We start from the raw sequence: 13,642 nt of genomic DNA on the forward strand, positions 1-13,642 counted from the left end.
AAATTCAAGATCGACTGGAAATACGAATAAAACTTAATTCTGATTTTGAGGCACCACGACCATTGGAACAAGTTGAAGTGGAGTATATTCTAAATGAGATTTTTGGGAAGATTCATCAACAGGCGCAAATTCCAATTGAAAACATGATTTTAATCCAACGCTAAAAGTTAAAGGAGGTCTACCATGGTCAAAAAAATTGTATTAGCCATCAGTGATACTGTATATACGGCATATTTACGAGAAGATTTTGTTGGTGCGGGATTTGAAGTGGCTGATAGTGATGTGATGCACATAAAATATCTAGATGAAATTCTAGATACGGAACAACCCAATATTCTATGTATTAATGACAAGCGTTTAAATATTGATGCGGGACAGGAAGATAAACGAGAATTAATTATCTTACAGAAATTAAGAGATATACGCTTTAATCGGGATATTCGTATTGTAGTATTTACAGAACGTGAAAATGATGATGAGTTTTTGGCGAAACTAATCTATCTAGGTATCTATGACATTTTCAACTCTCGTAAAATTGATATTGATAATAAAGTTATCCCGCAACTGCTACAGGAGTCGGATATTAAGAATGTAGCTGAAATTGTAGGAACAAGCCAGGCTCCGAAACAAACGAAATTGCCGGACGTGCCTGCTGAGGAAGAAGAGGAAGTGCCAAGTGATGAGGAAGAAGAAAGCAATGATGAACCTTCCTCTAAGTCAAAAATATTTAAAAACAAACAAAAACGTAAGTCTGTCCAAGAGGAAACGGTAAAAGCACCAATTATTAAAAAACAATATAAATTATCATTTGAGCCTGTATATGAGAAGCAAATAGGTATAGCAATTCCAAGGAAAACAATTGTTGTGGCCAGTATGAATAGGAGAAGTGGAGCTACTTTTGTTTCACATCTCCTAGCTGCCTATTTGAATGAACTACAGATTGATGTGAACTATATAGAGAATCTATACGATGAGGGATACACGTATCCACTATTAAAGGGCTACACAGAAGCACCAGAAAATTATCGCAGCGAGTTCATGTTACAGCGCTATAAAGAGATGTTACAGAAGGAATCCGATATATTATCGATTCCAAAGTGGAAGCAAGGAAAGATAAACTTTATCGTAAAGAATCCGATTGTGGACCAAGAATTAAAAAATGAAACAGAGCAGGACTTTGACCATTTTATTAAGGTCTTATTGGGGAACCAAGAAGCACCTATTTCTATTATTGATGCAGGGAATGATTGGGACAAAGATTTATACCATGAGATATGCGAAATGGCTGATTACATATTCTTTGTAGCGGAGCCAGATCTTCATCAAATGTTAAAGATAGCACACCCACTTACGCAAAAAGAAAGAAAGTTAGTTTCCTACTTAGCATTAGAGAAAACAAAAGTAATTGGGAATAAATTTTCATCATCATTGTTAAAACACGAGGTAGTGGAAGAATGTTTAGGACAGAAGTTATTAGCAGCTATACCACCTTATGGGATTGAGGATGTATTTGAAGCACAGTTGAATAGTAGTACGTTACTATCAAGTCGTAACTATTATAGAGAGTTAGAAGGAATAATGAAGAAGATAGCAGAGTTATTACTACCAAATGAATTGCTGAACCAGAAGAAAAGTTCTATATTAAGTGGATTTCGTTTCCGAAAGACCGAAAATTAAGAAGGGATGATAAAAAATGCAAAAATTTATAATAGCTGCAGGTGCGCTACTTTTATTCATAGGCTGTCTTTTCTTTGTAACAGATATGGTGATTGGGGATACAACACATACTGACAATAAGGCTGCATTAAAGAAAGGGAACAATACTGCCTTATATAAATCAGTAAAAGTCGGTACTTTACGTGCTCAGGAAGAAATAGCCATTGATCCAGAACTAGCAAAGAAAGAGTTCGAGCAAGCGTACAAGCAGAATGCGGCATTCAAAGACCCTGCGTCAAAGCGTGATTTTTCTGTTCATGTTATCCAGGACAAGCCAGCAATGATTGCAGTTGAGGGAAATGTGGATGCAAAGAGCTATCTAAAACAATTTGATGAAAACAAAGGAACAATTAAAAGTAAAGCACGAAACATCTATATTTTTGAGTCTACCTCTGATAAAAAACAACCTGGAGGAAACATAAAATAATAGGGCCAAGAACTGTAAGGAGTGAACCAGTATGCAAAATACCGTAACAACAGCTCTATTATTAACTCTTTTTCTATTCTTTATCTCTTTAATCCCGGAAGGCGTACTATATGGTATTCAATTGGTCAAAGCGCATAATTTTGCTTCTAATACGATAGAGTTAGCTGAAAGAACAGGCGGATTTCAATATAGTTATAATGGGGAAAATGTAGATTTAATCCCTGATATTGAGAAAAAGATGAAGGCAGATAATATGGATGGATGGAAATATGAATTTACAAAAGGACGAGTAGATCGTAACCAACCTCTTTATTTTAAGATTAAATCGGAGCATCAGTTTTATATATTTAAATTGATTGGTGTTGACGGAGTAAAAGCGCCAATTTGGAGCAATCGTGAAGGAGTAGGAAAAGTATTCTTTCGTGAATAGAGCAGACATAATATGAATCTGGTAAGAAAACTATGCTGAGAAAAGTGTAGTTTTTTTGCTAGAAAAATATATTTAAAAATAAATATATATAAATACTTTACAAGCCTATTTTTATATGGTAATATTTTCCATATAGAACAGCGGTTATAAAAAAACGTTAATCAAATAATTAATATGTTAAAACATCTAGATTTTATGTTTAATTTAGGTACAATAAGAGAATCTATAAAAAAACTAATATATTCGGAGGAACAAACAATGGCTAACAAATTTTTAAAAACAGCAACAGCACTAACAATTATGGGTACATCACTATTAGGAGCAGGAGCATTTACTGCTAAGGCTGATAACACAGATTCATTAAAATTTAATGATGTTCCAGCAGATCACTGGTCTACGAAAGCAATTTATGATTTAACAAATCGTAAAGTGGTGCAAGGGTACGGAAATAATATCTTTGGTTTTGGTGATAATGTCACTCGTGGGCAAGTTGCTCGTATGATTTATATGTACGTAAAACCAGTGGATGCAGATGCTAGCTTCAAAAATCCATTTACTGATATTAAAGGACATTTGTTTGAAAAAGAAATCTTAGCACTTGCTAAAGCAGGAATTGTTAATGGATTTGGTGATGGGAAATATGGTCCAGATGATATTTTAACTCGTGAACAAATGGCACAAGTACTTACAAATGCTTTCAAATTCAAAGCTACTAAGACAACATCGTTTACTGATATTGATAAAAACTCATGGGCATTAAAAGCAATTAGTGCATTAGAAGAAAATGGCGTTACTATTGGTACAGGAGGTAAGATGTATTCACCATATACACATGTAACCCGTGAACAATATAGCCAGTTCTTATATAACTCTATTAATGTAATCGAAAAAGAAACAAAACCAGAAGTGAAGCCAGACCCGAAACCTGAAACAAAACCAGAGGAAAAGCCAGAAGTGAAGCCAGACCCGAAACCTGAAACAAAACCAGAGGAAAAGCCAGAAGTGAAGCCAGACCCAAAACCTGAAACAAAACCAGAGGAAAAGCCAGAAGTGAAGCCAGATCCAAAACCTGAAACGAAGCCAGAGGAAAAACCAGAAGTGAAGCCAGACCCAAAACCTGAAACGAAACCAGAGGAAAAACCAGAAGTAAAGCCAGAAATTAAATTGCCAGTAGGGTTAAATGAAAATTTAGCAACTAAGGATATGGAATTTAATCAAGAAGCTTTTAACAATAACGTTACTGTTCAAAAACTAGTAACCAAAGAGGGACAAGATATTGTTAGCTCTATCAATCAAAAATATAATACTAATTTAAAGTATAGCGATGTTGGAGTGTACGTTAAACTCATTGATAAAGATATGTATTTACCAGCAGGTTCAATTGGAGCACAATTCTATGTTGATGCAACAGATAAAAATAATTTTGAAATCGTCTTCTTATATAATAATAAAGCAACAGTCGAATTAACTAAGAAATGGGTTACTTTCATAAATCCTGAATTAAATTTAGATAAAGAAATCCAAGAGACAGTAGATGCTCAAGTGATTAATAATTACACTACTCAAAACCATAAAGTTCGTATTGGGCATTCAACTGCTGATAAAATGATGTATATTCAAGTAGAAAGTAAATAAAGTAATTGTAAAGAGAAATAAAATTTGCTAGAATCAATATATAGTTTAATATACGGATTTTAAAATTACGTAAAGGACACACCTTACGTACCAGCCAATGGTACGGGTGTGTCCTTTTTTATATTCAGGAGGAATATTCATGAAAATTAAAAAGAAAATACTCTTTGCTTGTACATCACTACTGTTGACACTCCCTATTTCGGTAGATGCTAAGAATAATGATATTCCCTTCTTCGATGGGAAAGGGGATACTTATCTTTTATCTGGACAATTGCAAATGGAGGGGAAATACTTACGTCCAGGAAAGGGATATGAAGCTGAGCGCTTAATGTATTTATCTGATTTGCATTATCCGGCTGTATATAATGGGGCTTTTAATTGGGAGAATCCATGGGAAAATTTAGTTCAAAATGCCGATTCAAGTGAACCGTATGTACGAATTTCTAATGAAGGTTATATCAATCCATTGGTTATTGTTGGGGATAGGATGATAACTGAGAAAGAACGGATTGATGCGGCGGTTATCGCTAATAAATATTGGGGGAATTCAGAGTTTGTTTTAGAAAATTTAAAATCACATCAAATTGTAAATACAAAAGGTTCAAGATATGGGTTATTCTATTGGATTCGTGATATTGCATATCTTTCTGGTGGATATGCGGGAGCTGGTGGAGTAAGTGGGGTTAATAATTATAACTTATGGTATGTACGAACTAGTAAGCCTGAACTAAAAGATTTTAAAGCGTCTAGTGGGAAAAAAGATGTACCAGTGAAATTTACATTTAACGGTTTCGAATATGTAAGTAAGAATAAGGGATACAATGATAGAGATCCAAATGGGACAACAGTAAATCCATATCAAGCGGCAGCCGGTGAACGTAATCGAGTGAAGTGGATGCTAGATATTACAAAAGATGGCGAAACCGTGCATCATCAAGAAAATTATCTGCGTTCAACTCCGCAAAAAGATAATCAAAAACCAAATGAAGGTGATGCAGGGCAATTTAAGTCAGAAGAACTAAAGTGGCAGCCACAAATGTGTGGTCGTTTTACTGCGAAATTAAAAGTTCTTGATGCTGTTCAGAGGGAATCAAACGAGAAAACCGTTGATTTCACTATAGATGGTAACTGTGGTACTGAAGTAACACCTAATCCAGATTCAGGTGATGAAGATGATTTTAAATATAAAATCGATTTCTCTGCTGACAGAATTGAAGGAGAAACAGCAAGAGAAGGAAAGAATATAAAAACAAGAATAGATGTATCACGTGATAATTTTAAATCAGAGCGTGACCAATATAGAATAAAGGTAAATAATAATATTAATAAATCTCAACAAGAAGTATATAGTGCTGAATCAGGTAGAGACAGTGCACAGTCTAGTTTAAGTTATTGTCGTAGTAATCCAATTCATGAGAAAGACGAAGAAGGCCATGACTACTATATTGATAGAGACTGCTCTTGGGAAGAAAATAGATTAGATGATGCTGCAAGTAGGCTAGATACAGCAAGACAAAAACTAGAAAAAGAGAAGAATAAAATTAAAAAGTTAGATGTACTAGAAGCGAAATATGCAAATCCTGAAACAGTAGTCGTGCTAAAGCATAACGGACAACAAGTATCATTACAAAAGGTAAGATTAACTGAGGGAGAAAAGAAAACTTTGAACCTTGACTGGCAGCATAAAGGGAAAGGAACAATTCAAGCGGAAATTAACCCTGCTGGTAATCGTATAGATATAGAAGAAACCACATACAAAAATAATCCTATTAAAACAGCTATCTATGCACCGTCACATGAAAAAGGGATGTGTGGTGTAACTAGCGTAAAAGGTGTGGTAGAAACAGTTAGTGAGCGTGTTTCTAAAGATGATACAGTTGGAGAAATGTATTATGAAACATTAAGTGGAAGTATTGATAATCTAGTACCTTCTAAGCTTCATAGTGGATATGGATTCACTTATGAAGTAAACGGAAAATACAAAAATGATTGGAATGCAAATTACCCTGGTGTATTTACAGAAGCAACGGCACAATATCCTTTTGCCGATGAAGGATTAAAAATTACACAAGATTTGGAGCGTGTTTCTAATACTGGACTGGCATCCAAATTCCTACCTAAAAATATGTATTTATCTGAAATAACAGGTCATGTATTTGATAGTAAAAGACCTACTAATTCTCTATATTGGGATGGGCAGGAAAAGATGATTGATGGGGGACGCAAATGGTACTCGCCATTGAAAAAGAAAGATGGTAAATATACTTTTACTGTTGAAACAACCCCAGCGGGAATTAATGAAATGAGTTTATGTTTGACAAACGAAGTGGAAGTTAAGGGGGTAGCGTATGATGATTTTGTAGATAGAGATGTACTTGTAGATCTTCCATTCCCTGTACAAACACCAGGTTGGAACTGGGTTGGAAAAGAACATATTATCACTGATTTGTCAGACTGGTACTATATGAAGAATAGAAATTAGTTAAGTAGTATTGTATAATAAGTTGAATCGACAAATAATATATCTAGCTTAAACTAGTAGCTGAATGGGCAAACCAAAGGCACATCCCTTAATGGGAGGTGCCTTTTTTTCGTAGAAAGGGGGATTTGAAATGGATAAAAAGAAAAAACAGCGTATGAGACGTGCGATTTTTATTGGTGTTGTCCAAATGATTGGATCTTTGTATATTGGAAGTGAATTTCAGGAATAGTATTCTTTTGTGAATAGAGCGGACATAATTTAAATCTAGTAAGAAAACTATGCTAAAAAGTGTAGTTTTTTTACTAGAAAAAAATATTTAAAAATAAATATATATATAAATATAAATACTTTACAAGCCCAGCTCTATATGGTAATATTTACCATATAGAGCTGAAATTACGAATGTGTTAATTAATCGTTTTGTTAAGTTATAATGATTCTGTTGTTTTAGTCAATAAGATTCCTTCCTTAAGGAACGTGAAGACGCACACTCCGGTGAGGAGGGATAGATGAATTAGCTTCGGACATGGGATGGCAGGAAGCAATATTAATTGTTTGGAATATGTAAAGTGTTACTGAACAATTTGTCATTATCATTTTAAAATCTATAGAATGTACGTTCGTTGTATGATAGATACATTTCGAAGTGGAGGTGAAATGAATGATAGTTAATAAAGCATTTAAGTTTCGTATCTATCCAAATCAAGCACAAGCAACTCTAATCAACAAAACTATTGGTTGTTCTCGCTTTGTATTCAATCATTTCCTATCTCTATGGGATCACGCATACAAAGAAACAGGAAGAGGTTTGACATATGGTACATGCTCTGCCAAACTTCCTTCCATGAAGAAAGAGTTTGTTTGGCTAAAAGAAGTGGATAGTATTGCGATTCAGTCGTCTGTTCGCAACCTTGCGGATGCTTATACACGTTTTTTCAAAAAACAAAACAGCGCCCCACGTTTCAAATCTAAGAAGAACAATGTACAATCCTACACCACAAAACAAACAAATGAAAATATAGCCGTTGTAGGAAACAAAATAAAGTTGCCGAAACTAGGTCTTGTTCGATTTGCCAAAAGTCGTGAAGTAAATGGACGTATTTTAAATGCTACGGTTAGACGGAACCCTTCTGGCAGATACTTTGTGTCATTGTTAGTTGAAACAGAAGTGAAAGAACTTCCGAAAACACAATCTTACATTGGAATAGATGTAGGGCTAAAAAATTTCGCCATTTTGTCAGATGGAACAACCTATAAAAATCCGAAGTTTTTTCGATCATTGGAAGAGAAGTTAGCAAAAGCACAGCGTGTTCTTTCTAGAAGAACGAAAGGATCTTTTCGCTGGAATAAACAACGAGTAAAGATGGCTAGAATTTATGAATACATGACAAACGCTAGAAAAGATTACTTGGACAAAATCTCAACTGAAATCATCAAAAGCCACGATGTTATTGGTATAGAAGATTTGCAAGTATCAAATATGTTAAAGAATCATAAGCTAGCAAAAGCAATTAGTGAGGTATCATGGTCACAGTTTCGAACCATGTTGGAATATAAAGCAAAATGGTACGGAAAACAAGTCATTGTCGTATCGAAAACATTTGCTTCCAGCCAATTATGCTCTTGTTGTGGATATCAAAACAAAGATGTTAAAAATCTAAACTTACGTAAATGGGACTGCCCTTCTTGTTGTACACATCATGATAGGGATATTAACGCAAGTATCAATCTAAAGAATGAAGCGATAAGGCTTCTAACCGCAGGGACTGCGGAGATAGCCTAATAAATTAGAGTTCGATAGAACCCTTTACTTAGGAATCGCCACTTTCACTTCATTTAGAAGTGAAAGTGGGGGTAGTTCAAGTATGACAAACCAAGTGGAAATCAAAGGTGTAGCGTATGATGATTTTGTAGATAGAGATGTACTTGCCGATATTCATATATAATATGTAGTGTGGTTAATCAATTAAGACTACCGTTATATTAATAAGAAATTTAATAATAAAAAAGAAGCCCATAAAAATGATATGATCCCCTTATAGTAGACAAGAAAAAGAAAGCACATTAACCTGTTTACTATGGAGGGGATTTTTCTATGGGAAAAATTAGAGTCACTTACGATGTAGAATTTAAGAAAAAGCTATAGATTTATACTTAAAAGAAGGCATGAGCTATAAAACCATTGCGAAAGAATTAGGTATTCATCACTCGGTTGTAAGTCGTTGGGTGAAATACTTTGAAGCTGAAGGTATCAAAGGACTAGAAGAAAAGCGTGGAAAAGCGAAAGGGCCAGGTATAGGAAGACCAAGAACAAAACCAGAAGATCCAGAAGCTAAGATTAAACGATTAGAAGCCGAGAATGAAATGTTAAAAAAGCTCTTAGGGATGTAAAAGGAGGTATGCAAGCTATACTTGAGATGTTAGAAAAGGGGTATACGGTTACCCTATTATGTGCCATCGCTGGTGTAACTAGAAGTGGGTATCATAAGTGGACAAAGCGGCACTTAGTGCCTTCTGAAAAACAACTAGAAGACGCTAAAATCAAGAAAAAGATATTGGAGTGTCATAAAAAACTAAGAGGAATTTATGGATATAGAAGAGTGCAAGTGTGGCTGAAAGTCACCTATAACCTTCATTTGAATCATAAGCGCATACAAAGATTGATGAATGAATTATGCATCAAAGCCGTAATTAGGAAAAAAAGAGGCATATGTGATTTCAGATAACCATCTAAATAGAGACTTTCAAGCTTCAAAACCAAATGAGAAATGGGTAACGGATATAACCTACTTGATCTTCAATGGACAACGCCTGTACTTATCAGCTATTAAGGATTTGTACAACAATGAAATTGTTGCCTATGAAACCAGTCGTAGAAACGACTTAAAGCTTGTGTTAGATACACTTAAAAAGGCAAAGAAAAAACGAAATGTAACGGGAATCCTCTTACATAGTGATCAAGGGTCTCAATATACATCTCGTCAATATAATCAATTACTTGAAAAATATCAGATGAAGGCAAGTATGTCTCGACGAGGTAACTGTTGGGATAATGCTTGTATGGAAAACTTCTTCAGTCACTTTAAGACAGAATGCTTTCATTTATATTCCTTCCGCAAAGCAGATGAGGTTAAATTTGCTTTGCGCAAATATATACATTTTTATAATCATCAAAGATTTGAAAAGAAATTAGATAACCTGAGTCCATATAAATATAGAACTCAGGTTGCTTAGTTGCGCTTTTTAAATCCTGTCTACTTTACAGGGATCACTGCAAAATTGGGCTTCTTTTTTATTATTAAATAGCTTTTAAAGAAGGTTGAAGTGACTGTGAAGCTAATAAATAAAATTTTTCAATTTCTATTTTTCGATTGTAAACTTCTTCTTCACTTCCACGAACCACACATTTTAAACTCATTAACTTATTTTCCTTGTTGAATACATACGTGAAAATTGCATTACTTCCATCCTCTAGTAGACATTTAGTATAAGCGATAATATTATTTTCGCTATCTTTACTAAAATCTACCGAGGTATAATTGGGAAGTTTTACATTCTCTATCAATTCATATGGTGTTAATTTTGGTCCGTGTATCTCGTCATAAAGACGTTCAATTGTTTCTAACATAGGTAACACCTCTTGTCATCTATTTTCTAAAACATTACGCAAATGAGCTTCCAACTCTTGGACATGTGCAATGGCACGGTCATAATCATCTATTTTCCAACCGTCCCTACCTTCACCAATGTGATGTTTTAATGATAGATTAAAATACTGTCCTAGTAAAGAGCCATTATCCTTCGCCCTACCGTAAATGAACTGGTATTTTTTAGGGAGGATATATCTACCTGCCGGCAACTCATTACCCTGAAGCTCCAAATTAAAGTCAACTAACAACTGTGGTATTACATCTTCTCTTACTAATTGATCAATTTCAGCTTTCTTTTTCTTTAAGTATAAATCAGGTCTGAGATACCGCTCTTTGTCTTGTGATTTTAGACTCTGTTGGTAAAGAATTCTTGCTTTCTCTTCTGTTACCTCTAATAAAGCTTGTAGATTTTTGATTTTTTCTTGTTCTTCTTCAATTTTTTGTTTCCTTACTTTTAATAATTCACTCTCGATAAAAGCATCCTTAACAGTTGTATAATCTTCCGATTCTGATACAGAACCAAAGCTAACATCCTTTGAAGATCTATCTGTTGGCTCGATTGGATAATCAGTTCTTATTCTCTTAATAATATCTCGTTTTTTTATTTCTTTTTTGTAGTAGTCCCAGAGTTCATCTAATCCTAGTTCTTTATGATGAATAGCAACGGCAATATTGTCCTCTTCTGAAAGATTTCCGTTTACATCATCTTCAGATATAGAACGTAGAACCCTACCAATAAATTGAGCATAAGGTAATAATGTTTTGTATGGTCTAAATAATGCTGCGATTGATAAGAATTTATGGTCATATCCTTCACCGAGCATAGCGACATTAATTACCACATCTACTTTGTTAGAATTAATTTTAGCAAATTCAAGCTCTCTTTCGTGTTTTTCTAATTCACTATGAACAATTGAAGAACTATAACCTTTTGCCTCATACAGCTCCTTTAGTTGTTCTGCATGCCATATACTACATGCAACGGCAATAATTTTGTGAGGATTACTAGTTTTCTCTTTCTTTTCACTTAAAAATTTTATTGATTGATCAATAATACTTAGATTACTCTCAGTGGAAAGTGCAACGGATCTTCTAATCCAATCCTCATCCTTCAAGCCCATTTCTCTAATCTGGTCAATTGTATAGAGCTCATCGGAGTTTTTGTCAAGAGTTAGATAAACTTTTCCAGGGATGTAATCAATTTTTTCTAAGCTTTTTACATAACCTTTTGCCATTGCTTTACCTAAACCGTAGGTGTATACTTCTTTACCCTCAATTATCTTTCCATCGCTTCTAAAAGGAGTGCCTGTTACTTTTAACACTTTCGCATTATTAAAGTATGTAAGGGCTCTTTTCCAAGTAGTAGCCTCTGAATGATGAGCCTCATCAATAATGATAAAATCAAAGAAATCAGGTTTCACACGTTTTATAAGAGAGGAGTCTAGTCGTTCCTGTAACTTATGAATGTTTAAAATGACTATATCTGAACTATGTATCACTTCATCAGTTAAAGATTTTTCATATTCAATTACAGTGGGTAATTCAGAATAACTGTCAAACACCCTTGTAAATAGCCAAAAGTTTTTAGGATATAACGGGTCTAAAGATCCTAAAACCGAATCTCTAATAACTGTTTGTGGAGTTATGATTAAAACTCTTCCATTTGAAATGTCGTAAGGTGCAATACCCATTAATCCTGTCTTACCAGTTCCTGTTGGCAAAATAATTAGAGCGTGCTCCTTACTATCACGTTCAATAAAATGCTCTCTTAATCTTTCATAAGCCTCAATTTGCGGCTCTCTTAAAAACTCATTATCAACAATATTTGGACTAGCAGTTTTAAAGTAAGAACTCATTAAACACACACTCCTATATTAGATATCAACTGATGGAATATACATCTATGCTATCATTTAAAAACTAGTCAAAACACAGATATATCAAAGACTAGACCATAATCATACATTTAATGCTGTATTCATGGCTAAAATTTCCACCTAACTCAATAATAGAAGCGCATGCCGTATTAATCAATAAAAATTGAATAATACGTGATTAAGATTTTTTAGCTTTAAAGTAACTATGATTTAACTAATAATCTGATTACTTTCATTGAGGCATAAAGCCATTTTGTTTATTTGAATTTTTGCTAATCCTATTATTTTTCATATATATACTGATTTCGTACCCTAAATAATCCACATCCTATTAAATTATCCATATAATTCAATATAAGGGGAGTAGCTCAAGTATAACAAATGAAGTGGAAATCTAAGGTGCGGTGTATAATAATTTTCTAGATAGAGATGTACTTGTCACTCTTTTCCCCTGTACAAACACCAGGCTGGAACTGGGCAGGAAAGGAACATATTATCACTGACTTGTCAGACTGGTACTATATGAAGAATAGAAATTAGTTAAGTATTATTGTATAATAAGTTGAATCAACAGAATAATATATCCATCTTAAACTAGTAGCTGAATGGACAAACCAAAGGCACATCCCTTAATTGGGATGTGCCTTTTTTTCGTAGAAAGGGGAATTTAAAGTGGATAAAAAGAAAAAACAACGTGTGAGACGTGCAATTTTCATTGGGGTTGTCGCAATGATTGTATCTCTGTGCATTGGCAGTGAATTTCAGGATCGGAATGGGAAAAGCTATGCTCCTGCAAAGTATTTTGAGACAGGGACAAAGTTCATTTCATTTTAATCACGATTTTTTAAATCTTATCACTATAGTAGATGAATCCGCATGACATGTACCATGGTTGATGTTATAATATGTGTAGAAGTATTACAAATATAGTTTTTGCATAAACTAATAAAGACGAGATGCGTCAACATCTCGCCTTATGTAACTGCTACCGCAAGGTGGGTGGTTCTTTTCGTTTTTCGTCGCTTTTTTTGTATTCTCTTCCAAGACGTTGATAGGTATTTTCCTACTCGTTTTGCAAAAAATACAGCGACTTCCCTAGCAATAACTTTCAAAATTTCAATTGCTATAGTGAAAAGAATGTCCATAGTGTCACCTCCTTTCTCCATAAAATGAAAGAGAAAGGATAGCAACCGACCACCCTAAAATATTCAGTTACGTTACATATAGTATATCATATTTACGGGATATTTAATAGCTTAAAAACCTTGATATGACAACGTTTTTGAAGGTTTTTCGATTTGTAGGATACGTACTTTTAAATAGAAAAAAACAGATTTTTTTTAGAAATGATTGACATAAAACCGTATATATCATAATATTGAAATTGTAATATTAAAGAAAACAAATCCAACATTTTCATATAGA

12 protein-coding genes and 1 pseudogene are annotated in these 13,642 nt (G+C 34.1%); 10 read left to right on the forward strand and 3 right to left on the reverse strand.

Going from position 1 to position 13,642, the window contains the following annotated elements; genetic code table 11:
• Window positions 1–183 precede the first annotated feature (183 nt).
• From MR155_RS29580 to MR155_RS29620, 9 genes and pseudogenes are all read left to right on the forward strand, one after another.
• Entirely contained in the window at window positions 184–1,677 is a 1,494-nt protein-coding gene (locus MR155_RS29580) for a CpaE/TadZ family protein (RefSeq protein WP_242311910.1), read from the forward strand.
• Between the two features lie 16 nt (window positions 1,678–1,693).
• Window positions 1,694–2,143, forward strand: a complete 450-nt coding sequence (locus MR155_RS29585; RefSeq protein ID WP_242311912.1) for a hypothetical protein — start codon at window positions 1,694–1,696, stop codon at window positions 2,141–2,143.
• A 31-nt stretch (window positions 2,144–2,174) separates the two neighbouring features.
• The gene (locus tag MR155_RS29590) at window positions 2,175–2,573 is read left to right on the forward strand and encodes a DUF4320 family protein (protein WP_002166817.1); all 399 of its coding nucleotides are present in this window, start codon (window positions 2,175–2,177) and stop codon (window positions 2,571–2,573) included.
• A 195-nt stretch (window positions 2,574–2,768) separates the two neighbouring features.
• Window positions 2,769–4,208 carry an S-layer homology domain-containing protein gene (locus MR155_RS29595; protein WP_242311914.1) on the forward strand — a complete coding sequence of 480 codons (1,440 nt, stop codon included), beginning with the start codon at window positions 2,769–2,771 and terminating at the stop codon, window positions 4,206–4,208.
• A 139-nt stretch (window positions 4,209–4,347) separates the two neighbouring features.
• Window positions 4,348–6,690 (forward strand): hypothetical protein, encoded by a 2,343-nt coding sequence (locus MR155_RS29600; RefSeq protein WP_242311915.1) that lies wholly within the window; start codon window positions 4,348–4,350, stop codon window positions 6,688–6,690.
• Between the two features lie 661 nt (window positions 6,691–7,351).
• Complete coding sequence (gene tnpB / locus MR155_RS29605; RefSeq protein WP_242311916.1) at window positions 7,352–8,473, forward strand: IS200/IS605 family element RNA-guided endonuclease TnpB; 1,122 nt, start codon at window positions 7,352–7,354, stop codon at window positions 8,471–8,473.
• Window positions 8,474–8,785: 312 nt separating this feature from the next.
• Window positions 8,786–9,081 (forward strand): annotated as a pseudogene (locus tag MR155_RS29610) (transposase).
• Window positions 9,082–9,089: 8 nt separating this feature from the next.
• Window positions 9,090–9,416 (forward strand): IS3 family transposase, encoded by a 327-nt coding sequence (locus tag MR155_RS29615; protein ID WP_242311917.1) that lies wholly within the window; start codon window positions 9,090–9,092, stop codon window positions 9,414–9,416.
• Window positions 9,403–9,924, forward strand: coding sequence for an IS3 family transposase (locus tag MR155_RS29620; RefSeq protein ID WP_242311918.1), 522 nt, complete (start codon window positions 9,403–9,405; stop codon window positions 9,922–9,924). Before MR155_RS29615 ends, MR155_RS29620 begins: the two co-directional genes overlap by 14 nt.
• Before the next feature lie 64 nt (window positions 9,925–9,988).
• On the opposite strand, the gene MR155_RS29625 is transcribed toward MR155_RS29620, so the two are convergent.
• Window positions 9,989–10,318, reverse strand: a complete 330-nt coding sequence (locus tag MR155_RS29625) for a hypothetical protein (protein WP_242311919.1) — start codon at window positions 10,316–10,318, stop codon at window positions 9,989–9,991.
• A 15-nt stretch (window positions 10,319–10,333) separates the two neighbouring features.
• Window positions 10,334–12,196 (reverse strand): DEAD/DEAH box helicase, encoded by a 1,863-nt coding sequence (locus MR155_RS29630; protein WP_242311920.1) that lies wholly within the window; start codon window positions 12,194–12,196, stop codon window positions 10,334–10,336.
• A 693-nt stretch (window positions 12,197–12,889) separates the two neighbouring features.
• Between MR155_RS29630 and MR155_RS29635 the strand changes: the two genes are divergently transcribed.
• Window positions 12,890–13,051 carry a hypothetical protein gene (locus tag MR155_RS29635; RefSeq protein WP_046956947.1) on the forward strand — a complete coding sequence of 54 codons (162 nt, stop codon included), beginning with the start codon at window positions 12,890–12,892 and terminating at the stop codon, window positions 13,049–13,051.
• Between the two features lie 140 nt (window positions 13,052–13,191).
• Here MR155_RS29635 and MR155_RS29640 read toward each other — a convergent pair whose 3' ends face one another.
• Window positions 13,192–13,362: a hypothetical protein gene (locus tag MR155_RS29640; RefSeq protein WP_242311921.1), complete on the reverse strand. Its 171-nt coding sequence runs from the start codon at window positions 13,360–13,362 to the stop codon at window positions 13,192–13,194.
• Window positions 13,363–13,642 lie beyond the last annotated feature (280 nt).

The sequence above is a fragment of the Bacillus cereus group sp. BfR-BA-01331 genome, from assembly GCF_022663915.1.
Classification (GTDB): Bacteria; Bacillota; Bacilli; order Bacillales; family Bacillaceae_G; genus Bacillus_A; species Bacillus_A mycoides.